At 39.8% G+C, this 24735-nt stretch carries 17 protein-coding genes and 1 tRNA gene; 11 read left to right on the forward strand and 7 right to left on the reverse strand.

Annotated features, from left to right (window positions below):
• Window positions 1–128 precede the first annotated feature (128 nt).
• Together HXT48_RS00130 and HXT48_RS00135 are read right to left on the reverse strand one after the other, a co-directional pair.
• On the reverse strand, window positions 129–1028 hold the full coding sequence (locus HXT48_RS00130) for a hypothetical protein (protein WP_421793073.1): 900 nt from the start codon (window positions 1026–1028) through the stop codon (window positions 129–131).
• 164 nt (window positions 1029–1192) lie between these two features.
• A complete protein-coding gene (locus HXT48_RS00135; RefSeq protein WP_421793074.1) occupies window positions 1193–1777 on the reverse strand; it encodes a ParA family protein in 585 nt (194 codons plus the stop codon).
• 140 nt (window positions 1778–1917) lie between these two features.
• Between HXT48_RS00135 and HXT48_RS00140 the strand changes: the two genes are divergently transcribed.
• A complete protein-coding gene (locus HXT48_RS00140; protein ID WP_421793075.1) occupies window positions 1918–3639 on the forward strand; it encodes a hypothetical protein in 1722 nt (573 codons plus the stop codon).
• Window positions 3640–3939: 300 nt separating this feature from the next.
• Here the strand turns inward: HXT48_RS00140 and HXT48_RS00145 are convergent, their stop codons facing one another.
• Both HXT48_RS00145 and HXT48_RS00150 read right to left on the reverse strand, forming a co-directional pair.
• A complete protein-coding gene (locus HXT48_RS00145; RefSeq protein ID WP_004110152.1) occupies window positions 3940–5355 on the reverse strand; it encodes a DUF4032 domain-containing protein in 1416 nt (471 codons plus the stop codon).
• A 249-nt stretch (window positions 5356–5604) separates the two neighbouring features.
• Window positions 5605–6732, reverse strand: a complete 1128-nt coding sequence (locus HXT48_RS00150; RefSeq protein ID WP_004110155.1) for an ABC transporter ATP-binding protein — start codon at window positions 6730–6732, stop codon at window positions 5605–5607.
• Between the two features lie 240 nt (window positions 6733–6972).
• Between HXT48_RS00150 and HXT48_RS00155 the strand changes: the two genes are divergently transcribed.
• On the forward strand, window positions 6973–7932 hold the full coding sequence (locus HXT48_RS00155; RefSeq protein WP_012913711.1) for a DsbA family protein: 960 nt from the start codon (window positions 6973–6975) through the stop codon (window positions 7930–7932).
• A 95-nt stretch (window positions 7933–8027) separates the two neighbouring features.
• Here the strand turns inward: HXT48_RS00155 and HXT48_RS00160 are convergent, their stop codons facing one another.
• Both HXT48_RS00160 and HXT48_RS00165 read right to left on the reverse strand, forming a co-directional pair.
• Window positions 8028–8999 (reverse strand): DsbA family protein, encoded by a 972-nt coding sequence (locus HXT48_RS00160; protein ID WP_004110161.1) that lies wholly within the window; start codon window positions 8997–8999, stop codon window positions 8028–8030.
• A 132-nt stretch (window positions 9000–9131) separates the two neighbouring features.
• A complete protein-coding gene (locus HXT48_RS00165; RefSeq protein WP_012913710.1) occupies window positions 9132–10973 on the reverse strand; it encodes a serine/threonine-protein kinase in 1842 nt (613 codons plus the stop codon).
• Window positions 10974–11137: 164 nt separating this feature from the next.
• Here HXT48_RS00165 and HXT48_RS00170 point away from each other — a divergent pair.
• The 4 genes from HXT48_RS00170 to HXT48_RS00185 all read left to right on the forward strand — a co-directional run bounded on the left by HXT48_RS00170 (window position 11138) and on the right by HXT48_RS00185 (window position 14753).
• Window positions 11138–11214: transfer RNA gene (locus HXT48_RS00170), tRNA-Thr, on the forward strand.
• 448 nt (window positions 11215–11662) lie between these two features.
• On the forward strand, window positions 11663–13045 hold the full coding sequence (locus HXT48_RS00175; RefSeq protein WP_012913709.1) for a G5 domain-containing protein: 1383 nt from the start codon (window positions 11663–11665) through the stop codon (window positions 13043–13045).
• Window positions 13046–13100: 55 nt separating this feature from the next.
• Window positions 13101–13997 carry a 16S rRNA (adenine(1518)-N(6)/adenine(1519)-N(6))-dimethyltransferase RsmA gene (gene rsmA / locus HXT48_RS00180; protein ID WP_004110171.1) on the forward strand — a complete coding sequence of 299 codons (897 nt, stop codon included), beginning with the start codon at window positions 13101–13103 and terminating at the stop codon, window positions 13995–13997.
• Window positions 13998–14126: 129 nt separating this feature from the next.
• Entirely contained in the window at window positions 14127–14753 is a 627-nt protein-coding gene (locus HXT48_RS00185; RefSeq protein WP_004110176.1) for a LytR C-terminal domain-containing protein, read from the forward strand.
• Window positions 14754–14808: 55 nt separating this feature from the next.
• Here the strand turns inward: HXT48_RS00185 and HXT48_RS00190 are convergent, their stop codons facing one another.
• Entirely contained in the window at window positions 14809–16281 is a 1473-nt protein-coding gene (locus HXT48_RS00190) for a CCA tRNA nucleotidyltransferase (RefSeq protein WP_421793076.1), read from the reverse strand.
• Window positions 16282–16323: 42 nt separating this feature from the next.
• On the opposite strand from HXT48_RS00190, the gene HXT48_RS00195 reads away from it, so the two are divergent.
• The 5 genes from HXT48_RS00195 (at window position 16324) to trxB (ending at window position 24628) form a co-directional block, all read left to right on the forward strand.
• Window positions 16324–17100: an NUDIX hydrolase gene (locus tag HXT48_RS00195; RefSeq protein WP_004110180.1), complete on the forward strand. Its 777-nt coding sequence runs from the start codon at window positions 16324–16326 to the stop codon at window positions 17098–17100.
• Window positions 17051–19474 (forward strand): DUF6049 family protein, encoded by a 2424-nt coding sequence (locus tag HXT48_RS00200; RefSeq protein ID WP_415685098.1) that lies wholly within the window; start codon window positions 17051–17053, stop codon window positions 19472–19474. The genes HXT48_RS00195 and HXT48_RS00200 overlap by 50 nt, the downstream gene beginning before the upstream one ends.
• Window positions 19471–21267, forward strand: coding sequence for a murein biosynthesis integral membrane protein MurJ (gene murJ, locus HXT48_RS00205; protein WP_064621505.1), 1797 nt, complete (start codon window positions 19471–19473; stop codon window positions 21265–21267). The genes HXT48_RS00200 and murJ overlap by 4 nt, the downstream gene beginning before the upstream one ends.
• 165 nt (window positions 21268–21432) lie before the next feature.
• Window positions 21433–23652, forward strand: a complete 2220-nt coding sequence (locus HXT48_RS00210) for a hypothetical protein (protein ID WP_012913706.1) — start codon at window positions 21433–21435, stop codon at window positions 23650–23652.
• A gap of 34 nt (window positions 23653–23686) precedes the next feature.
• A complete protein-coding gene (gene trxB / locus HXT48_RS00215) occupies window positions 23687–24628 on the forward strand; it encodes a thioredoxin-disulfide reductase (protein WP_421793077.1) in 942 nt (313 codons plus the stop codon).
• The last annotated feature ends 107 nt before the right edge of the window (window positions 24629–24735 follow it).

Consider the following 24735-nt stretch of genomic DNA (forward strand, 5'->3'; position numbering starts at 1 on the left):
GAGTAGATAGCAGTTTTACTATCTACTAATATGTTCACGCGTAAAAAACACCGTTTATATAAAAAGGGTAGTAACTTTTTAGTTACTACCCAACAGTTTCAGGAGAGTGTGCATATTTTAAAGTTTATTCAGCCAAGAACGCAAACACCTGTAATAATATCGCAACCGTTTTTATATCTCGACCAATCTATTTTTGCTTCTTCTTCTGGTGTTAAACCTCCTCGTGTGCATGAGTTGTTGAAGTAACATGAAGGATCATTAAGAGCGTTTCCATCTTGCGCATAGTTTGTTTCAGGGTAAGAGTATGTTGCACGCCTGCGTATAGCATTAGCGGTTGCTACTTTTTTAGCATCAGCATCCTGCTTCTTCTTTATGCTCACGTTCACACTATTAACAGCATTCTGAACATCGTTTCTAGCATCACTGAGTTTTTTAACACTCGTGTTCTTCTCGTCTAAGAGGTTTTTAACACTATTAATCTTATTTTCTAATGCTTTCCTAGTATTATCATCTGCCACACGGTTTTTAGAAGACTCTAGTAACGTGTTTGCTTGTTTCAAGATTTCTGCTAACTGTTGTTTCGCGTCTTTAACTTGTTTTTTAAGTTTAGAATCAAACACGCTTATAACAGCTTGTTTCACGCTTTTTACTTGCTTGTTAATAATGTTTGTAAGATTACTGTCTTCTGTTGATGCTTGTTTTAGAGTGTTAATGTTATCTGTTTTACATTCAACCAAGCTTTTATCAGGTTTTACTGTTAATTTTTTTAATGTTTCTACAGTTTTCTTATCTTCTACTTCGCTTTCCTTTATTTTTAATGCTTCTAATGTTTGCTTGTTTGTTAACTGTTTTTCTAATGTTTTAACAGCGTTTTTAGCGCGTGATACTATTTTAGCGCATGTTTCACGCGCGGTTTTGACTTCATTCTGATGGTAGATGAGCATCCCACCTAGGACTGCAACAACAATCATAATGATAATAGTAATGATTATTATTACTTGTTTTTTGGTAAGGTTTTTAAACTTCATATTATACCACACTCCTTTACTTTCTGTGCGTACTGTTAGACCACGCTGTAAATTGCGTGCATGTATCCTGAACAGTACACAAACTGTTTTTACAGTATTATTCTAATATTCTGTTTGATTATTTCTAATTAATAAATCGTGAAACACGTTATCATAATGCTTGTTTAATGCTTGTTTCTCATTGCCAACAGTTCACTAAACACCTGCTCATACTCATACAAGTTTTTAGGAAAAGTACCCATAACAAGTTTCAACGGCTGCCTTTTAACTATAACATTCTGAAAACGTGACACTCTCTGAGCGTCAAGAGCATCAACAAGCGCCTTATACGCTGTGGTATGTGTTTCTGCTCTCGTTATAAGAACTTTAAACGGTGTCGTTGTTGGAATACCCCTCTGAAGATTAAACGTTTGCATGTAGTCAATAGCAGTATCAGATGACGGAATAATAATCAGGTCAGCATTGTAAATAGCTTTTTCTAGTAATGCTCCAGCAGGCGGCGTGTCGAGAAAAACTAGTTCATCATCAATCGTCGGCTTCAACACTGTAGAAATGTTAGCAGGCAAAACGTCAAACGGTAGCGGACTACCGTGTTCAGCACACGCGTCAGCCCAAAGGCTCGCGCTAGCTTGCATGTCAGCATCATATACGCGTGTTTTTAAACCAGCTTTACTAGCAGCGCAAGCTAAATGAATAGCAGTGGTAGTTTTACCAACACCGCCTTTAGCGTTACAAATAACAATTTTCATAATTTTTTCTCCTTCCAAAACCATGTTTGGCTTAGTTTTTTGCTTTCACACGTATGTTTACACCAAAAAAATCTGATTTATATAAATAGGCTTTCACGCGCGTGAATACATGTATAGAGGCTCAAAAAGGAGGTGAAAAAGTGAGCAATGACAACGCGACACGCGCATGGGCTTATACGCTTGAACAAAGCATTATGCGAACAAATGTTCGAGCGTATCCTGATTGTAGTAATACAACTGTTAAACATCGTATTAGTGACGGTATGCCAAACGCTTGGGCAGTATACTTGTGCGATGATAGTAAACACTATAATTTACTTTGTTTTGATTTCGACGTACACAATAATAGTGACGAAGAACGCAACCTTGTAGTAAGCCAGAGTGAAGAATTATGTCTTCTTTTAGATGAAAAGCATATTGAGTACACGCTTTGCCAGTCAGGACCTTCAGGAGGCAGACACGTGTGGATTAGTATGATAGACAAGTTAGAAGCTAGTTTTGTTAGAAACCTTGCGTACGCTTCTAAAAACCATTATTCAACGCTTGATATTACTCCACTTTTAAACACTTCTGAAGGCTGTGCGCGGCCACCACTATCACCACACCGTTTAGGCGGATATTCAAGAGTGATTCGTGGGCGTGAAAACGTTATTTGCTATGCTACTACTAGCAGCCAGCAGATTATTGAGTTACTTAATGTTTTAGAGTCTACTCAACCATCATTAAACGTTATTGATACTTCTATTCAAGAAAACATAGTTTGTTTACAAGGCGCTAAACGCTCATTATCACATGCTACTAGAATACTACTTCAAACACGTGTTACGAACAGTACTGATACTAGTGTTCTTTTATGGCGTATTATGCTTGGGTGCGTGCGCGCACGCTATAAGTTTGAAGACGTGTTACCGTTAGTGGTTTCATATCCTAAAGCTTTTACTCATGCTTTAAGCGTTAAAGTATCATCAAACTCTCGTAAGCCACGTTCTCAAGCACAAGCACAAGCTATTCTTAAATACACTTGGAAGCGTGCTGTAAGTTTCTTAACAAAGCATGATACTGTGCGAACATCGGTTGCTATGAACGATCAGACGTATGTCGAAAGAACTCAGAAAGTAGTAGAAGCCATTCACATACTATGGCAGATTCTAGAAGCACATAATAGTAAGAGTATTAAGGCTAGCAAGGCTAGTGATACCCGTGTTCTTATGGCACTAGCATACTTCATGTTGCAAGCTAACTCACTAACAGTTGAGGCAGACATTAGAAGACTAGCATTGCACACAGGGTTGAGTCGTCAAACAGTATCAGTCGCGCTTAGAAGGCTAGTGGGTTGTGGGGCGGTGTGCTTGTCAAGAAAGGCAGAAGGGCGGCATGGCGCGAAGTGGTCGATGCGCGTGGAATCGTTGCAATTACAAGGAAAACTATTAAAGCTTGACACAAGTGGTAACACGCCCCCGTTTACTGCTGATGCGAATACAGTTACTACTGTTAAAAATTATTTACTATTTACTATTAGTAAGTTCCTTCAGATTGTTTCTCATGATGCCTGCACTTACAGAGGGATCGGCATAAAGAACGGAAACAAGCTAGCTTATGAACTCATGCAAACACTTGATATTTCAAGCATTTCTCAACGGTTAAACTACTTAGCAGAGCAACATTCTTGTGTAGGAATTGTTGAAAATCGCAAAAATTTATACACTTTAGAACGAAAACTATATGCTTGGTATTTGCAAGAACTTGATTTTATGAAACTTCCAATAGAACTTAAACGGACTCTCTCATTTGCTCGCATGCCTCGTAATGATGAGAAAAAGATTGATTTTATGCAAGCACGTGCTTATATAAAGCGCGCTTAGTGAAAACTTCTGTTCAAATTGAACAGAAGTTTTCACTAGTCTGTTGTTGGCGGTATCATATAAGGGTAAATATTTACCAGCGTGGTCAATACACAGTGTGCTCTACCCTTTAAGTCTTGGGTTGTGGGTTCGAGTCCCACAGGGGGCACTTTTTTATACCCAAATTTAGGGTAAGCGAGTAAACTGCAATAAAAAAAACGGGGAGTTGAAGCTCCCCGACGAAAAATTCACTTAAAATCAAAGACGGCAATCAATGCCGTACTTATTGAGAATTAGCTAATTACTTATATAACACAATACTCAACTTGCCCAAACACTAGCATCTTGATCATCTTCATCTATATCGTGACCTACAGGTGCTGGAGAAGAATACGTGTATTCATCATCCACAACGCCAGAATCAGCATCTGCATTAATAGCAGCAAGAACATGCTTATCCATTTTGTACTGAGGAAGCACATTTTTAATATAGCTTGTCACAGCATCTTGCATAGCAACGTCATGGCCAACTTTTTCTGCCATAAACCAACGATGATCCAACACTTCATGGAAGAACTGAGCTGGTTCAATTTGCGAACGGAATTCAGGAGGTATCATACGAACTGTTGGCTCGAAAATTTCACGCATCCAATCAGTTGCGACGATTTCCAGCTCTTCACCTTGACGCCATGTAGAAGTGCGATATGCATCCAAATCGTTTAGCAGCCTTCGAGCCTGATTCTCTTGAACATCCAATCCAGTAAGACGAAGAAGCTTGCGGGAAGCATAGCCAGCATCCACAACTCGAGGTCGAACCAAAACCCTTCGACCATCTTCTGAAGTCTTCATCTCCAACTCATCAACATCGAAACCAAGCTCATTTAGACGATTAACACGACGTTCAATTCGCCACATCTCATCAGGACTGAACTTATCAACGTCAGTAAGCGTACTCCAAAGCGAATGATAGCGATCTACTAGACGATTGCCTATACTGATTTCATCTACTTCTGTCGGTAAAAGCTGACCGGAGCTCAAATCCATAAGCTCACCAATAATGTTGGTCCGAGCTAAATCGATATCGTATTCTCGTTGACCTTCTGTTAAACTTCCATGCAAATCACCAGTTTCTGCGTCAACTAGGAATGCAGAAAAAGCATCTGCATCTCGCAAAAACAGCACGTTGGAAAGCGATACATCGCCCCAATAGAAGCCAGAAAGATGCAAGCGCACCATAAGAACAGCAAGCGCATCGATAAGGCGCTCTGCAGTATCCGGACGCAACGTACGAGCAAATAATGCACGATATGGTAGTGAGAACTTCAAATGTTTCGTAACTAACATTGCCTCAAGCTTTTCACCATTAGCGTCATGGCGTCCTGCAACAACAGCTATAGGAGTAACTGTAGGCAACTCAAGTTTACGAAGCCTACGCAAAAGCTCATACTCACGTTCTGCAACTTGACGAGTAATTTCCTTCATTGCATACACTTCATCGCCAACGTGAACAAATCGCACAACGTGGCGAGAAATACCACGCGGCAAATTCACGAATAAATCAGCAGGCCATTGAGAAAGTGGTAATTCCCAAGGCAGTGTAAACATTTTTGGATTTGAACTAGCCGCAGTAATCTTCAGTGCCTGCGGCTCTTGAGAAGACGCATTCTCGTCCTGTGCAGATACCGAAGTTGCTTGCACAGCACGCGGGTCTAATTGAGGAGCGTCATTCCATTCCATAAAGTTTATTTACCAATCAAGCTCATGCCAACGATATCACTGCATTCCAGATAAACACAGCTCAACCACCGACGAATTATTGATAACAACTATATATAATAAGCGATGCATTGTAATGATGTATTATTGTACACTTATTATGCTGCTTTTTTGTGCCAAAAACGGGGTTCGCGTCATATTGCGAACCCCGCTCTATACCTTATACCAAAAGTTTGCCCATTAGCTTATATAAGCAGGCAAACCAACGTTTTAGTTCAAACGCAACTCCGTAGAAGGTGCGAACAGATGCATCTTAGATGGATCAATCTTGATCTTCACGGTGTCGCCAACCTTTGGAAGAGCACGTGGGTTCACGCGAATAGTCGTGAGCTTATTTTGATCAGACATCATAGTAGATGCTTCCTCAGGAGAACCATCGGTGATGATATTGCCATAGATATAGCCATCAGAACCGAGATCTTCCACGTTCATTACCTTCAAGGAGAACGCATTTGGATCATCGGATGTTGCCAAGCTTGCATCTTCTGGACGGAAGCCAACAATAATCTGTCCGTTATCTTCTGCAGTGAGCTTGTCAACAGCCTCAGCTGGAAGAAGTATAGAATCCTCACCAATCTGAGCTCGACCGTTTACAACTGGATGCTGATTGATATTCATAGATGGTGAACCAATGAAGCCTGCAACGAATACATTTGCAGGGCGGTCATAAAGCTCAGTAGGAGCTCCAACCTGCTGCAATACGCCAAGCTTAATCACTGCAATGCGATCGCCCATGGTCAAAGCTTCGGTCTGATCGTGGGTAACGTACAGAGTAGTAACACCAAGCTGACGCTGCAAAGCAGCAATCTGAGTACGAGTCTGAACGCGGAGCTTAGCGTCGAGGTTGGAAAGAGGCTCATCCATGAGGAAGACTTTTGGTTCACGAACAATTGCGCGACCCATAGCAACACGCTGACGCTGACCACCAGACAAAGCCTTCGGCTTACGATCCAAATACTCTGTCAAATCCAACACTTCTGCAGCTTTTTCAACACGCTTGCGGATTTCTTCCTTAGGAACACCAGCAATCTTCAAAGCAAAGCCCATGTTATCAGCAACTGTCATATGCGGATACAGTGCATAATTCTGGAAGACCATTGCAATATCGCGATCCTTTGGCTGCATTGTAGTAACATCCTGACCACCGATGAGGATACGTCCTTTGTTAACCTCTTCAAGACCTGCCAACATACGCAAAGTAGTTGACTTACCGCAACCAGATGGACCAACGAGTACGAGGAACTCACCATCTTTAATAGTCATGTTCAAGTCATCAACCGAAGGCTTATCGTTGCCCGGGTATATACGAGTCACATGATCAAATACAACTTCTGCCATGATATGTCCTTTCATCGGCAGGTACGTGCCGAACGATCCGTAGTGAAGGGTGTGCACTCATGACCCCAATTCCTACATCGGCGGGTATCAATCGTCCACAGTTTACTTACCTGGTCCATTGAAGGTTCTCTTCGTTGAGCCATGCCTTAATATATCATGTTTATCTTAGAAAAACAGTAAAAAATCAGTATTTTGCATAAACTCGGCGTGTCGAGTAAGGTGCACAAAAGGAGAATAACTATGGATCAACAACAAGAAACAACAAATAATGAAATGCAAAAATCAAATACCCCTTATAGTAAAAGCTTAATTGGCATCGTAATAGCACTAATTATTCTTGCATTCGCTGCAGGAGCTGGGTTTATGACTTATTACAATTCAATCAATAAACCACAAGTAAAAATTGAAAATCCAACAACCAATAAGCCAGATACACAAACTGAGGATACAGCAGACTCCCAAATAACCAAAGAGATTAAAAAATTGCCTTCTTCTGACATCCCACCAGCATCTAATTTACAAGGCGGAATTCTTCTTAGCAAGGATGGGTACGGCAAGCAAGCTGCTGGTGCTCCTACAGTTGCCACTTATTTTGATCCTTTGTGCCCTGGTTGCGGATCCTTTAATCGTACTGTTGATGAAACTTTAATTAAAATGGTTGAAGCAGGTCAAATTAACCTAGAACTTCACCCAATGTCATTCTTAAATCGTTTTAGCTCAGATCAATATTCTTATCGCGTCTCAGGCGGTATTGCCTATATCGCTTCGCACGACAACGATCCAAAGCATTTGCTTAAGTTCATCAATAGTATTTTTAGCGAAAGATTCCAGCCGGAAGAAGGCGACGGATACCAAGCAACACCAAATAAAGCTCTTATTGATTTAGCTGAAGATGCTGGAGTTGCAGATAAGATTGCGAATGAAGCATTTAACTTACACTATGTTAAGTGGCAAGAAGTTATTAATGAGAATACTCCAGAAGAAAAAGCTTTATGGAATGTTTCTGGCTCTAATAAAGGCGCTATGACAACTCCAACAGTAACAATTAACGGTAAGCTAGTAGATCTCAATGCAGCTTCTGAAAAGCAAATGGATCCTTTGGAAGCTATATTAAAGTCTTTGGGAATCGATAAAAAACATGTTGGCAAATCTGGTCATATGCCGAAAGTTACGTATAAGAGTAAGCCGCTTGATTTATAAATAAAATTAAGTAATCTCTATACTAAAACGGACGTTAAGAATACACTTAACGTCCGTTTTTATTTAATAATTTAGATTTCTATAATTTAGCTTATTTACAATGCAATAGGGGAACTAGTGTCAGACACTTTAGGCATCTGACCTGCAACTCCAACTTGTTTTTTATCCAGGCCGATGCAATGAAGCAGAGCATCAAGCACCTTCATTTTTTTCTCATTAATGGCATTCATATCAAGCAATTTATCGTTAATAGTTACAGTCGGCGTTGTCATAGATCCTTTATTTGGACCGCTGACATTCCACAATTCCTTACGATCAGGAGTGTATTTATTAACTAGCAGCTGCCACTTCAAATATTGGCGGTTAAAAGCTTTACTTGCAATTTCGTTTGGAATTCCAGATTTCTTAGCCAGTTTAATCAACTCTTTATTGCTTACAGGCTTATATCCCTCGCTTTCTTCCGGCTGGAATTTTTCGTTAAAAATGCCATTGATAAACTGAAGCAAATGCTTTGGATTGTTATCATATGAAGCGATATAAGCAATAGCACTAGAAACACGAGTCGAGTAATGGTCAGTAGAAAGTCCATCCAAGAATGACATTGGGTGAAGTTCTAGGTTAATTTGACCTGCTTCAACCATTTTAATTAAAGTTTCATCAACAGTACGATTAAAGGATCCGCAACCAGGGCACAAAGGATCAAAATAAGTGGCAACTGTAGGAGCACCAGCAGCTTGCTTGCCGTACCCATCCTTGCTAAAAAGAATGCCATTCTTAGAATTAACACCGCTTGGACGAATACTTGGATCAATATTATCCAAATTATGATTAGATTTTGCAGATTGCTCTATTTTTTTCTGAGGCTGAACGTAAGCTGCCTGATACGCAGTAATGCCTACAGCAGCCAACATAGCCGCAACAATAATTACTACAATAACGCCGATAATTGCTTGCTGACGACGCTCACGCGCCTCACGCGCTGCACGTTCGCGATTTTCTATAGTTCTTTGTAGGCGAGTAGCAGATGAATCTCCCTGCTTATTATCACGCATCTGAATTTTAGGCATTGTTATCCTTCAACCATTTATTTCGCACACTAAGACTCGTTCCTAGCAGCATTCTTGCTAATGAAATAATAACTTCATCACAGTTTAGTAGATGGCATCAACGGAAAATACACATTACGTATCATACTATTTTTATTTTTCAAATGATTTTCCAGAATAAAATACCGCACCTAATCCTAAACGGAATTTTGTAGTCCACTTAACTGCAGCAAAAACAACCCATGCAACAATAAATCCTAGAGCATATCCAACTGCAGTACTTGAAAAAATATTAGGTGAGTAAGTTGGTAAAAGAATACGCAAGGATCCAACATCTATAGAAAGTAATTCAGGATTATTACCGCAGAAAAATGGATATATAACAGCTCCAATACCTCCAGAAACAACAATAGCTATAACTCGTGGAAGCATGTAAACAAATCCTCGAATAATATGCCACGGTAAAGTTGCAATAAGCACTACAGAATCATGGCGAGGAATTATTCCATCGTTAAGTTGCCATCTTCGCAAGCTTGATGAAATACTGTAGCCGGATGTTGCACTAATCCACATAAAAACCATCGCAAAACCAATAGAATCGAGAATGCTTAAGCAAGCAATGGCTAAATGAAGAATTATACAAATCAGCAGTATCCATGTTCCTCTACGCGCATAATCATGTTTATTAAGAACAGGATCAACAGAAGACACTTCATCACTTTTAACGTGTAGAGAATCACCTGCTTCATTTTCAATATTGCCATTATCAAAAGTGTTATCAGAAGAACGAATAAGTTTTGAAGATTGTGCAATGCGTGAATTGTTTGAATTGTCGTCCTGTATATTCTGAAAATCTACATCGTTTAACGCATTAATTCGTGTTTTTTCATCCACACAAAATGTTTTATCGTCTTCACTATTATCTAATGAATGTGGCATAACAGTAGTAGAACGAACAGTTACGGTTGGCATTTCTCCATCAGAATTAAGATTTGTTATGCCAGCTGTACCAGCTGCATCGCAGGTACGAGAATTTGTTAGTATAGCAGTTTTTTCTTTTGTTTCACGACTTGTTTCACACCACATTTTACGCATAGTTATGTTAGTGGCATTACGGTCAAAAGGGCGGTTCACCTCCGGCCAGGCTAAAGGATCCATAGCATCTTGACTAATTGCATTTTCTAAATCAGATGGCATGCAACGCTGCTCTCGAATCGGATTCAAAGCCTTACGAAAAGCAGCCATTGTTCTAGGAGGTAACCCAGTTAAATCTGCATTGCCTGAGGCAGCACGCTCCAAAACCGCCATCATAGGCTTTGTGCCAAAAACAGGCTTACCGGTAGCCGCAAATGCAAGCACAGCAGCAACAGACCACCAATCTGTAAGTTCATCTGAATCTCCACCTTCAATAATTTCTGGAGCAATAAAACCAGGAGTGCCCATCACTAATCCCGTGCGAGTAACATGGCTTTCACCTTCGCCCATCGCAATCCCAAAATCTACCAATACAGGTCCAGTAGCAGAAATCATTACATTAGTTGGTTTAATATCGCGATGAACAATACCGGCTTCATGAACTGCTTTAACAGCTTCAATAAGCTTATGCGCAAGACGCTCCAAATCATCTGCAATATAAGGTCCATTCTCATCCACGTCTTCGCGCAAATTATGTCCTTCAATCAACTCTGTCACAATAAAAGCGATTGAAGCATCTAATTCCATATCCACTATCGCGCAAACACCTGGATGATGAATCCTCTGCAAAGCCAAAGCTTCACGTTTTAAACGTATTCGAGCACGTTCCTGCTCAGAATCTTCATCTTCACTCTGTTTTGCATGAACAGAAGCACGTAATATTTTCATAGCATATTGATTGCCGCCATCGTCATTAACGCGCCAAACTGACCCCATTGCGCCGCCGCCAAGCCTAGAAATAAGCGTGTATCCGCCTACATTAGTCCCTGGTTGCAAATCGAACATGCTTGTATCTTCCATACTGCATTATGTTAATGCCTTATATTGCCAAATACGCAAATATAAACAACAAAAAACACGCCGTTTCTATATTCAACATCGCCGTAATTTTGTAATGACGTGGCATATGGTACACTAATCAATTGTTCTACTTAGCATGATTCGTCATGCTAACGAGAAACTTCGCCTCCTTAGCTCAGATGGCCAGAGCGGCCGCCTTGTAAGCGGCAGGTCGCCGGTTCGATCCCGGCAGGAGGCTCCATTTTTATTCCACTCGTTTCGCGAGTATTTCTTATTTTCCATTCACATATTCCAGAACTATAGTTTTGTTATCTTTCGTATCACATATAATGACGTGAAATGATTAAAGCAGAGGGGATAGTGGCTAATTAACTATTCAAAAATAGAAAAGATTTTTATTTTTCATATACAGTGCCAAATTATGGCGTATTATGAAAATAACAAATCTATATCTGTGCACATGATCATCTTTATAACAAAACTTTTCGCGAGTAAGAACTCGGGAACCTTCCCCCAACTCAGGGTTTCCGAGGTGAGAGTGGAGCGTCCCCCAACCAGCTCCACCTCATAGGGGGCGGGAATATCCCCTTCTCTCCCGCCCCCACTTTTATTTTGTTTTGCACTCAATTTTGAATGCAATACTGAAGGTATAATAGAGAAGTTAGCATTATTGCAAAGGGAGTGATTGTATGGCACGTCGATGGACGCCTAGACGATTAATAGTGATGCGTCGTGCAAGAATAATCGCCTGCGTTTTATCTATATCACTCACAGCAACAAGCTTGTTTATATTTACAGCTAAAAAATCTGTTGCAATGATCATAAATGGAAAAACGCATATTGTAAGCACTTATTCAACAAATCCAATACGTTTATTGGAAGAACAACACGTGCCAGTAAAAACTCACGATCAAATTATTTCTTCTTCTGGAGATATTCTCACAAATCATTCTACTGTAACAGTTCGCAGTGCTTATCAAACTTCTATCACTGTAGATGGAGTAACTATACCGTTCTGGACTGTTGCAACTAGTGTCGATCAATTAATCGGCTTTTTTAAAGCTAATGCTAAGAACGCTTCACGAATTACAGTAAATTTGCAAAATATTTACGATAAACTCACTTGCGGCTTATCAATTAATAAAAAAGGTCCAATTAGCGTTATCGCTGACAGGAAAACACGCATTGTGCAAAATGGAGACTTACCTGCGAGCGCAATTCTTGATTCTCAAGGTATAGTGCTCGGCAAGGAAGATCGCGTAAGCGTAGAAGAAGATGATGGAAATACTGTTTTACGTGTTTCTCGAGTTACTCATGGCAAAGAAACTCGTACAGTTTCATTACCTTTTGCCACACAAACTGTAGTAGATCCTAAACTTCCAGCGAATTCTCGCGTTGTACAACAAGTTGGCGTGAATGGTGAGCGCGAAGATGTTTATAACGTTACATACGTAGATGGCAAAGCAGAAAGCGCAACTTTAGTTTCGCAAAATTTGGTAAAGCCTGCAGTTAATCAAGTTATTGCTGTAGGTAAGGCTGCTCCTGCACCAATTCACAAAAATAATACAAATACGCAAAAGTCAAAACAATCCAAACAACAAACAAACGCTCAACCCAAAAAGCAGAATACTGAGCAACCTGCAAAACAGGAGAAGAAAAACAGCCAACAGCCAACTCAACAACAAACCGCATCTGCAGCTCCCGCACCTGCAGCTAATCCACCTGCACCCGCTCCAAGCTCTAATCCCGATAGCCTTGTACATGCTACTCCAGAACAAGCTAAACTATTCGCTCAGGGCGCAGCTGCGCAAATGGGTTGGACCGGTAAAGAATGGGAAGATCTTTTATGGTTATGGAATAGGGAATCTGGATGGAGATGGAACGCAGAAAATCCTAGCTCACACGCTTATGGCATTCCTCAAGCTCTTCCTGGAAATAAAATGAGCAGTGCAGGAGCTAATTGGCATGAAGATGCCGCAATACAAATTAGCTGGGGTCTAAGTTACATTAAGAGCAAATATAAAACACCTAGTGGAGCAGTAAAGCATTCGCGCGAAATTGGCTGGTATTAAAAGGCAGCAGCGTGTTTTAACGCACTTTGGCGCAACGGATTAATTGTTACGAAATTTGGACGGTAAAACTTTGACAGAAATCAGCATTGAAAATGAAGGTCAGCTTTTAGGTGCAGCAGATATTAGACGTATTGCTGCCGAGGAAGGCATTACTCCTACCAAAAAGTTTGGTCAAAATTTCGTTATTGATCCTGGTACAGTGCGAAAAATAGTAGCGGCAGCTGAAGTTAAATCTGGCGATATCGTTATGGAAGTAGGGCCTGGTCTTGGTTCTCTTACTCTTGCAATATTGCAAACAGGAGCACAGCTTACTGCAGTAGAAATAGACCCTCCGCTAGCTCGACGATTGCCGCATACTGTAGAAGAATTTATGCCTCAATCAATGCAAAAATTTAACGTCATTCTAAAAGACGCTTTGACAGTAAATGCCGATGATGTTCCACAGATTGCGCAGGCTAAACAATTTACTCTTGTTGCAAACCTGCCATACAACGTTGCGACGCCTATTATTCTTACTTTGCTAGAAAAATTTAGTAACTTACAGAATTTTCTAGTTATGGTTCAAAAAGAGGTAGCAGATCGTTTATGCGCACAACCTGGGAATAAAGTATATGGCACACCAAGTGTTAAGTTGGCGTGGTACGGCAAAGCCCAACGCGCAGGGCTTATCGGTCGTAATGTATTTTGGCCATCGCCAAACGTTGATTCAGCATTAGTTTCTTTTACTCGCAATTGCACAGGTAAAGGTGACAATAATGAACGTGAGGGAGTATTCGCTTTCATTGATGCCGCCTTCCAGCAACGACGTAAGACATTGCACGCAGCTCTTAAAAATCAAGTTCCAGAAGAAGCATATAAAAATTCTGGAATTGACCCAACTAGACGCGGCGAGACGCTTACTTGCGATGAATTTATTGCTTTATATCGCGCATGCAAAGATTGTAAATTATAAATAAAACGCATATTTATTCGTTGAATAAATATGCAAAATAAAATATTACGCAATGAAATATTACGTATATTCTGCAGCTTGTGTAAACTTGCTGCTAACAAAGTTACAAACCACAGATCGGAAGTGAACATGACGCAAGAATACGACGAACGTATTGCTCGTAAAGCTTTCATGTATCAAAGAAAAAGATCTGTACTCACTACAGTGGGCGTAGGCTTGGGCGTCACTTTTATATTTGCTTTACTTGTGCAATTCCACGCTTTTGGCATAAATTCTGTGCGTGCTCCAAAAGATAACCCAAATTACGGCGTTCCAGCTCCATGCGCAATAATAGGAAAAGAAGGAGCCAAAGCCCCTTACGTAGATAATAGAGCTGTAGCAATCAGAGTTCTCAACGGCACAAAGTTCCGCGGCCTTGCTCGCGCGGTTGGCGAAGCTTTAAACGCTCGCGGATTTAACTTAACAGAAGTTAACAATAACAAATCCAGTAACATTAAACGAACAATCATTTACTTTGGAAAAAACGCTATTAATGAAGCTTATACAGTAAACGCTAATTTTACCGATGCAATTATGCGAATGGATGATAGAAAAGATAAGCTCGTCGATATTGTGCTTGGCTCTACTTTTAATAATCTTCGCCCTAAAGTAGATGTTCCAGCAGCAGGCGCAACAATACATGAAGTGCAAGGATGTATAAGAGCTGATCTTATGAAAAACATTCCTAAGGCAGATCAGCATAAGGAAGTTAAATAAAAAAGTAGCAGTAAAATATTTTATACTGCTACTCTTTATTTAAGTGAAGAAACTTTTACTTTTTGTACGTTTCCTCATACCATCGCTGTAATTCTTCTACAGCAATATCATGGTCTACCGGACCATTATCGAGACGATAATCAAGCATATGCTTATAAGCCTCACCAACTGTTGGACCTGGTTGCAAATGCAATAATTGCATTATTTCATTACCGTCTACATCAGGTCTAATAGCGTTAAAATCTTCCTGCTTTTTAAGCTCCTTTACGCGCTCTTCCATCTCGTCCATCGCATGCTCAAACATTAACGATTTGCGACGATTCTGAGTGGTTGCATCTGCTCTAGTAAGTCGGTTCAACCGCTCATACAGATGTCCTGAATCTTTTACGTAACGACGAACTGCAGAATCAGTCCACGGTTCATCAACATACCCATGAAAACGCAAATGCAAATTCACTAATTCAGTAACATCTTCGATAAGATGATGATCAAAATGCAGTGCTTTCAAACGTTTACGAGTCATTTTTGCGCCAACAACATCATGGTGGTGGAAACTAACTTTCCCTCCATCTTCAAATTTTCGAGTTTTTGGCTTCCCAATATCATGCAATAAAGCAGCTAGACGCAACGTTAAATCTGGAGACGGCACTGGACCTTCCTGATCTGTTTCCAAAGCTATAGCGCGCTCAAGAACCATCATTGTGTGTTCAAAAACGTCCTTATGACGATGATGCTCGTCAATTTCAAGCTGTAAAGCTGGAATCTCCGGAAGAACACGCTGAGCTATACCAGATTCAACAAGAGCTTCTAATCCTTTACGAGGTCTGTCCGAAAGTAACATTTTAGTAATTTCTTCGCGAATTCTTTCAGCAGAAACAATATCTAACCTATCTGCCATGTCCACAATCGCTTCAGCAGTATTTGCTTCGATACTAAACCCAAGTTGCGCAACAAAACGAACTGCACGCATCATACGCAAAGGATCGTCATCAAAAGATTGACGAGGATCAACCGGGGTTCGCAACACGCCTTTAGCTAAATCACTAGCACCGCCAAAAGGATCTACAAACTGTAAATCTGGCACGCGCAACGCCATTGCGTTGACAGTAAAATCACGCCTAGAAAGATCACCTTCTAAAGTATCGCCATATTGCACTTCAGGTTTACGAGAATCTGGATCGTACACATCAGAACGGTATGTAGTAATTTCAACTTTTACTTCTGTACCATCAGCACGTCGACGCATAGCTCCCAACGTGCCAAATTTGCGACCCATATCCCAAAAACCATCATGTCCCCAACGACGCAAAATAGGTTCAAACTCTTCGGGTCGAGCTGATGTACAAAAATCAAGATCATGCGACACGCGATGCAGTAGCATATCTCTCACAGGACCACCAACTAATGCAAGTTCATAATGACGCTCAGCAAAAAGTCGCCCCAACTCTATAGCTTCAGGCCAAACTTCGAAGTTCTCAGTCACCCTTACCGACACCCTTTCAGCAAAAATCAATCTATATTCCAGCATACCGTTACCCCAATGCACAGCGGATTGAGTAATGTTGACTATATGATTACTCCTGCAGACTTACGACGTACGCTCGCCAAGCTTGCGGATAATCATGCCCAAAATCAAGCTGCTCCTGTTATTACGCCACTTGATTTAGCTAAAATGCATAGAAAAAAGTCTTGCCAGCAAGACAGTTGTGAAGAACAAAATGTTGTTGATATTCCGCTGTTTTCTAAGGATGACAGCACTGCGCAAGACTCAGGATCACCGGAAGATAATCTTCAAAAAACATCTTCTTTCTCAGGCGTATCTCCAGCACTTATGCCACCACGCAGACAGGCAGATACTCCTACAACTTTTGCTTCTTTAGATGCGCAAGACTTGCCAATTATTCGAGAATATTCCGCAGGCGGTTTAGTATTTGACTCTCTCGGGCGTGTCGCAATTATTGCTCGTCATTCAAGAAGCGGACACCTTGAATGGTGTCTACCAAAAGGACATATAGAAAAAGGTGAAACACCCCAAGAAACAGCAGTTCGCGAAATTCATGAGGAAACGGGTATAGTTGGCGAAGTAGTAGATTCGATTGCCACAATCGACTATTGGTTTACAGGCACAACGCATAGAGTACACAAGCTAGTGCACCATTTTGCGTTACGTTACGTAAGTGGCGACTTATCTGTATTAGGAGATCCCGATCACGAAGCAGAAGATGCAATATGGGTGAATTTTAAAGAACTTAATGCAATACTAAGCTATCCAAATGAACGTAAAATTGCATGGCTTTATGCCAAAAAAGCACATAGGCGGTCTAACAGTGAAGAAACTCACGCGTAAACATCAGACCACAAATGCGTCTACTGTTCTAAAGCAGAAGGCACTTTCATACGTATTTTCTTTATTACGAATTACGTTACATACTTGCTTAATTTCTGCACGTTTTATTTTTATATTATTCGTAGTATTTGCAACAATTTTTGCTTTTCCAACAGCAAAATATGCAGGATTAGCAAATTACGCATATGCAAACACGAAAAAAGCAGATTTATCTGACAAAACTTCTACAAGACAAAATAAAAAACAATCTACGTATGAAAATCCGCATAGCAAGGGCATTGAAATAGATATAACTCAAGCAACGCCTGTAGTAACAGATAAAAGCGGATACCACCTTACTGCAACACTAAAAGCCGTAAAAACGGCACTTCCAGAAGGCACTTTACAACTTTCTATAAATTCCAATTACACTTTTGTTTCGCGCACGGACGTGCAAAATTGGTCGCAAGAGGAATCTCTTATACCAACTCCTCAAATTTTAGATTCCGTAAAAACTCCAAGTTTAGCTTCCGGTCACACGTGCACTCTTAGCTTTAACATACCTGCAGATAAACAAGAATTACGTTCCATCCTGAATTGGGGTCCCAAACCATTAAAAATTACGTATTTCTCACAAGATTATTCAAAATACAAATCGATACATTCTTTTTTGACAAGAGCAAATATTGGCATGCACTCAGCTAACTTACCAGCGATGAAACTTACTGCGCTCATGCCAATATTAATTCGTACACAAAACGATTTACGCAATTTTAAAGCTAATAACATTCAACCTAGCGATCATTTAGAAACGTTACTTAGAGCAGACAAAGATAGTATTCACAACATTATTGGGAAAGCTGATTTAGCAAATAAACACTCAAAATTACAAACAATCGCAGATTTAAGCACAATACAAGCATCGCATTTAACACTCAAACCAAGCGCTTATATGCAACAATCTGGTTTTGATATCAGTGCTTATGCAGATGACAATAATGACGATTTGTATAAATCGGCAGGAATTACTAAAGAAAAATGGTCTGCAAAAAATTCGCAATCGCAGAAAAATATTACTAAAGCAAATAATTCAAAACAAACAGACTCAACTAATCATAATTTAAATAAAGCTTATGCATGGCAAACATACGGCAAATGGACTATTCATGCACTAGAGCAAGCAAAACGTAATGGATATGAAACTGTTATTGCAACAGACGAATTTGACAATAATGCTTCACAGTTTGCTGTTAGAAATGGCATATACGATATAGATACGCCTGCAGGGAATGTGCGAGTTTTGTCACCTCAATCAGTGCTTACTCTTCTGGCAAACGGAAAGCCTACAAGCGATAACGCAACAAGCGAACGAACTCAGGCTGGGCGCATTAATCGTTTAGTGGCACAAAGCGCGTTCTACCAAATGGAACAGCCGTATGTTGATAGACATATTCTCATTACTTTTTCGAATAATGCATCTAATTCAAATATTGATGCTGTTATGAACGCATTAGAACAATCTCCTTGGCTGTCGTTAAGCGACTTGCAAACAATGGCAAATACGAAGCAAAATGCCTTGCCTGACTGGAAGAAAAATTCCATAATGCGTGAAATATCTCGCAACAGCTCTATAAGCGAGAATATTACTGAAAAACGACGCTCTTGCCTAAACGATTTGTCACATTCAAGGAAAGACGTTTTACGTTTTACTAAGAATATTCTCGACTATAGTTCCGCTAAGCATCCTCATAATACTGAGGGTGACGCTCAAGCACTTGCAAAACAAACAGCCAAAACAAAAAAACTTATTAACATAAAAGACTTAGAAAAGTATTTATTACGCTTATACGACGATATTTCTTTGCACGAATTTACCAATAATACGATCGAGCAGCAAGATTCAGCCAAAACTACTGCACACAGCAAGAAAAATAACAAGTCTTGTATAAGTAAAAATACTGCTAAGACTTTTGCAAATACACTGATGAATGGCATTCGCATAATCCCACCGCATGATATTACTGCCGTAAGCGAAACAGCAAGCATGCCTATTACGATAAGCAACACATACTCTTACCCTGTGCAAGTGTATTTATCTGCAAATACTCATGCTATGGAAATTGTTACACGCCGTAAAACTTTAGTAAAAATTCCAGCTAATAGCGAAACTCAAGTAACTTTACCACTGAGAATCACTACATCAATTCACACAAAAGCTACTTTTGTGCTTGAAGACAATCAGCATCGCGTATTTGCAAAAGAACAAAGCACACTTATTACTAGTACACTGCAAATTAGTGATAAAAGCGGTACGATTATTATAGTATTTGCTTTCATTCTTGGTCTTCTTGGCCTTTGGAGGCAATTCCACCGTAAGAAGGATCCAGACGAATGAGTTCAGTAGGTCGAAATTCTGTAATTATGGCTAGCGGAACAGCCGCATCACGCATTACAGGTCAAATACGTACTATCTTATTAGCAGCAGCCCTTGGAACAACAGGTTTAGCAGCAAACGCATATCAAGCTGGATCTATGATTCCACAGCTAATATATACGCTTGTTTCAGGTGGAATTTTCAACGCTGTATTAGTACCGCAAATTGTTCGCACTCTCGAAAAGAAAAATGCCGAGGAACGCTTAAATAAACTTATTACATTTGCAATTCTTCTGCTTCTCGCGCTAACAGTTCTTATGTCTATAGCAACGCCTGTGCTCACTATGCTATACGCCGGCGGAAGCGCCGAAATGCAAACATTAACTTGTTCATTTACTTTATGGTGCATGCCTCAAATTTTCTTTTACGGTATTTATACAGTACTTGGGCAAGTTTTGGCGGCAAAAGAGCATTTTGCCATGTACGCGTGGAGTTCAGTTGCAGCAAATATTATTAGTTGCCTAGGCTTTGGCGTTTTTATCATCATCTTTGGTAAAGCAAATAGGATGCCACTAAGTTTTTGGAATGGCAATACTCTTTTGCTCACTGCAGGATTCTGGACTATCGGCGTAGCAGCACAAGCTTTAGTGTTATTCCTACCTCTTATAAAATGCGGAATACACTACAAGCCAAGTTTTGGTATACGAGATATCGGTTTAAGATCAATGGGCCCTGTTGCTGCATGGAGCATGGGCATTGTTATTGTTACACAAATAGTTGTAATGATTACTACGCATATAACAACAAGCGTCCCATTTGTTGCTGAAAAACGTTTAGGCTTAGACCAGTTTGAAGTAGCAGGTAATGCTACTTATCAAAACGCTTACACAATGTTCCTATTGCCATACTCTTTAGTTGCAGTATCCGTTGCAACAGCAATTTTCCCTAAAATTTCACGCTCTATTGCATCTCACGATTTACATAGCGCGCGCAATGATTTAAGTGAAGCACTCAGGCATGTAAGCATAATTATGTGCTTCTTTACAGTCATTTTTATTGTTATTCCGACACCTATTTCGTTAGCTTTAATACCATCAATAAGTGTTCAAGAAGCAAACCTTATGTCTGCACCTCTAATGATGCTAGCTTTTGGCTTGCCTTTAACTAGTAGCTATTTGATTATTCAACGCACATTCTTTGCTTTTGAAGACGGTAAAAGTCCTTTTATTTTCGCAGCAGCGCAACTTCTTACTGAGCTTTTTGCCTTTGTATGTTGCATTAATGTACTGCCACCTACTTATTGGGTTACAGCTTTAGGCTCATCAGTTTCAATAAGCTACTTCTTGACTTTCCCATCACTTGTTCATATGCTTCGAAATCGTTTCAACAATGACTTAGATGATCGAAATCTTGCAATTACGCATATAAAAATTACTATTGCTTCAATAGTATCTATTGTTGTTGGTCTCTTAGTGAGTAAACCGCTATTGCATGTTTTAAACTTCAATTCCCCACATATGCATGGAATATTAAGGTGGGTATACGCAATACTTATTTGCGCAATAACAACAATTATTATTGCTGTTGTTTATCTGTCAGCACTCTTACTTTTGAAGACCAGAGAACTTGTAGATTTGTCTGCCCCAATAATTAGTAAGCTTGCCCAAAAGATTCCTGCTCTTGCTCCTCTTGCTAAAATTTTTGAAGAAACTGCAAAAAGTCAATCACAGCACGAACAGAAAAATCTTAGAATTCCGCGTAGAATACAATCCGATGCAAAATATCATGATTCTTCTAACAGCAAAAACTTCTAAGAGCGTAGTTTCATATTGAGCTTTTCCTTAAAATATGTGATTATTTGGGAAATTATTTCAATAACAGCAAAATGCTGTACATAACATGACGGCTCACCAGTACAATTATGTGTTAGTAAAAATGTTAAGTTACTTATTGCACATGCGTAGGAAGATGAGGAACAAATGGAACCTCGGTTAGGAGATATTGTACTAAATCGATACGTACTAGTATCGCTTTTGCGCAACGAAGCAGGCTTGCAAGTATGGCAAGCCAATGACCGCATACTTACGCAGGATTGCCAGCTTTTTATTGTACGAGATTCACGTTTTTTGCCGCAAGTAAATACAATTGCATCAACCTTGGCTTTATCGCATAGCCGCAAGTTTACGCAAGTACTTCAATTACGGCATCATGATTCTGTTGCAATTATTGTTACAGCTTTAGATCGCGGTATTACTATCAATGATTATTTGGCTCTTAAAAAAGCACCTTTAAGCTACGAAGCAATAAGAACTATTGTTGCAGAAACTGCACAAGCTTTAAGCAGATTACTTGCTAGCAATATTACTCACCACGCTGTTTCTAGTGACACTGTTCGCATAAGTTCTTCAGGAATTGAGTTAGCAGATACTCCAGTAAGTCCTCTTTTGGAAGATGTGACTCAAAAAGATGATGATCAAATTCCAAGGCAAAATGTTGAACATATTGCAACTAAGCAACTTGCATCATTGTTATACACTTTGATTACTAGAACTTCTTCTCGAATACAAGCTCGTTTTGATGCGTCTCTTTTGCCAGATAATACTCCTTCAGAATTTAGGATGATTTGCACAAGAAGCCTAGCTTCAAATAAAAATAACAACGTAATACCTATGGCGTCTATTGCAGAATTAGTAGCATTATTAGGTTCATACACGCCTTTATCGAAGCTCACAACAAGAGATATTGTGCTTGATGGTAAAACAAGTGTTGCTTCTATTAGCAATGTTCGACTTCGCGAAGCAAAAGATGATTGTATACTACCTTTGCCTGAAGGTCTTTCACAAAGTGAAGAAGAATTTGATGCACAATTAATGCAAAGAAATAATCAGGATTCTAACGATTTTTCTTCAACTAATTCAGCCAACACTATTTCAAATAATACAAATGGATCCGCTAAGTTAAGTGATAGCTTCAAAAATGCTGGAAGAACATTGGGATCTCTTCTTAAAAGAAGCAATACTAACTCAGATTCTGAAGGCATTGGTAACAATAGTTTTAGTGACGAAACTAACACTAATACAGATATAGATTTTCATGATATTGCAGCAGCAGAAATAGCTAGCATTCTCGCTCCTACAGAACTTGATACAGACGATGCTCTTTTCCCAACATTGTCTGCTTCATATAAACATTTTCCCGATACTGCTACGTCTAAAAATATTTTTGATCACGTTGAAAATACAAGAAATCAAACTTCCAAAAATACTATTAGCGAAACAGGCGTAGTTAGTAGTTTTGATTTTGGGCATCTTCTTACTGAAAATAATCAACACACAGAATTAATCTCAAGACCACAAAACTTAACTTCAGAAGGCGAAGCTACTGGTCGCGTTCCTGTTGTTGATTCTCACGGAAGATTTGTAGCTCCTGGAGAGGAATCAGCAAGAGCACTTAGAGACGAAATAAACAATGACCAAAACGACGATATCCAAGAAAATGGAGCACCTTCTTTGCCGCCAAGCTTCCAGCCTCTGGAACAAACTGCTACTTTGCACAAACAAAAGCAGAATACACAAAATAACAACACTATTGCAGATGCTAAAATTTGGTGGGGTCTTTCAACCAAAGTTATTGCTATCGGGGCTGTTTCGTTACTCCTTGTAGCTGGATTAGCTTTGGCATTACATGGTTTATTTGGCAATCATGAAAGCACAGATAGCTTCGGAAACAACGGCTCATGGGATAGCACTAGTCTAGAAAATGTTCCGTTTGGCAGCCAAGGTATTCTTCCTCAAGAAAAACAACCTGCTAAGAAAAATATGGGTCGTAAGCAAGTAAAACCTGTGCCTAAGCCTAAAATTCCTACTAATAACGTTGCTTACGAAGCTGATCGTTATCAATTCTTAAGCTTCCCGGCTAATCAAGCTGGATATGGATACTATATTCACTTAACCGAACCACAAACTGTGTATCGCTTCGTTGTTTCGATACGTTCCTCTGGAGGTCACGCATATTTGTTGGCAGATACTAAGGATGATCCAACTAAGGGAACTCAAGTAGCAGAATTTACATTCGACGAAAGCGGAACAACAGATGTAAAACTTAAGAAGATTGTAAAATCTCAAGATTTCATGCTATGGGTTCCAAAAGATAGCATGCCTAAGAACAGTTTGTACATCAATTCTGTAAAACTGTACTGAATCTCTTATAATAAGTGCTTTAAGGAAATAAGTAATGGAAAATAAACTTCGAAAAGTTATCATAATTGGATCCGGACCTGCAGGATACACTGCTGCAATATATTTGGGTCGCGCTGGGTACAAACCACTTGTTATTGCTGGAGCTCTTACTCCAGGCGGTCAATTGATGAACACAACGGAAGTAGAGAATTATCCAGGATTCCCAGAAGGTATTTTAGGCCCTGACTTAATGGAATCTATGCAAAAACAAGCTGAAAAATTTGGCGCAGAAGTATTGCTGAACGAGGTCGCTTCTGTAGACTTTAAAAGCGCTGTAAAGCTCGTTACTACCGATGACGGTATAACTTATGAGTCCGACGCAGTTATTGTCTCTACGGGCTCGCAAGTGCGCAAATTGGGTGTTCCAGGAGAACTCGAGTACTCCGGCAGAGGTGTATCTTATTGCGCAACTTGTGACGGCTTCTTCTTCCGAGGAAAACCAATTACTGTAGTTGGTGGAGGAGATTCTGCTTTTGAAGAAGCATTGTTCCTCACACGATTTGGTTCTTCTGTTACTTTAATTCACCGCAGAGATGAATTCCGCGCTTCAAAGATTATGGTTGACAGAGCAAAAGAAAACGAAAAAATCAAATTTATTACAAATAGCGTTGTAGATGAAGTGCACGGCAACGATCTAGAAGCTACTTCACTTACTGTTCGCAATGTTATTACAGGAGAAACTCAAGAAGTTGAGTCAGCTGGATTGTTTGTGGCAATTGGTCACACTCCTGCAACAAAGTTCTTAAACGACCAATTAAAACTTAATGAAGATGGAACAATTGTTGTTGATGGTGCAACTACTCGCACTTCTGTTGAAGGCGTTTTTGCTGCGGGAGATGTTGTCGACAACATGTATCGTCAAGCAATTTCTGCAGCAGGAATGGGATGCAGAGCAGCTCTTGATGCTCAAACTTATCTTAACGAAAAATACGCTTAAATCTTACTCATTACACAAAGGCTTACTAAAAGTAAAAGCATAAATACAATTAAATTTACGTGTGACATTACAGTCTAAGCTATTATATTGTAGACAAATGTCACACG

It is taken from the genome of Gardnerella sp. KA00127 (assembly GCF_049244125.1).
GTDB lineage: Bacteria > Actinomycetota > Actinomycetes > Actinomycetales > Bifidobacteriaceae > Bifidobacterium > Bifidobacterium swidsinskii.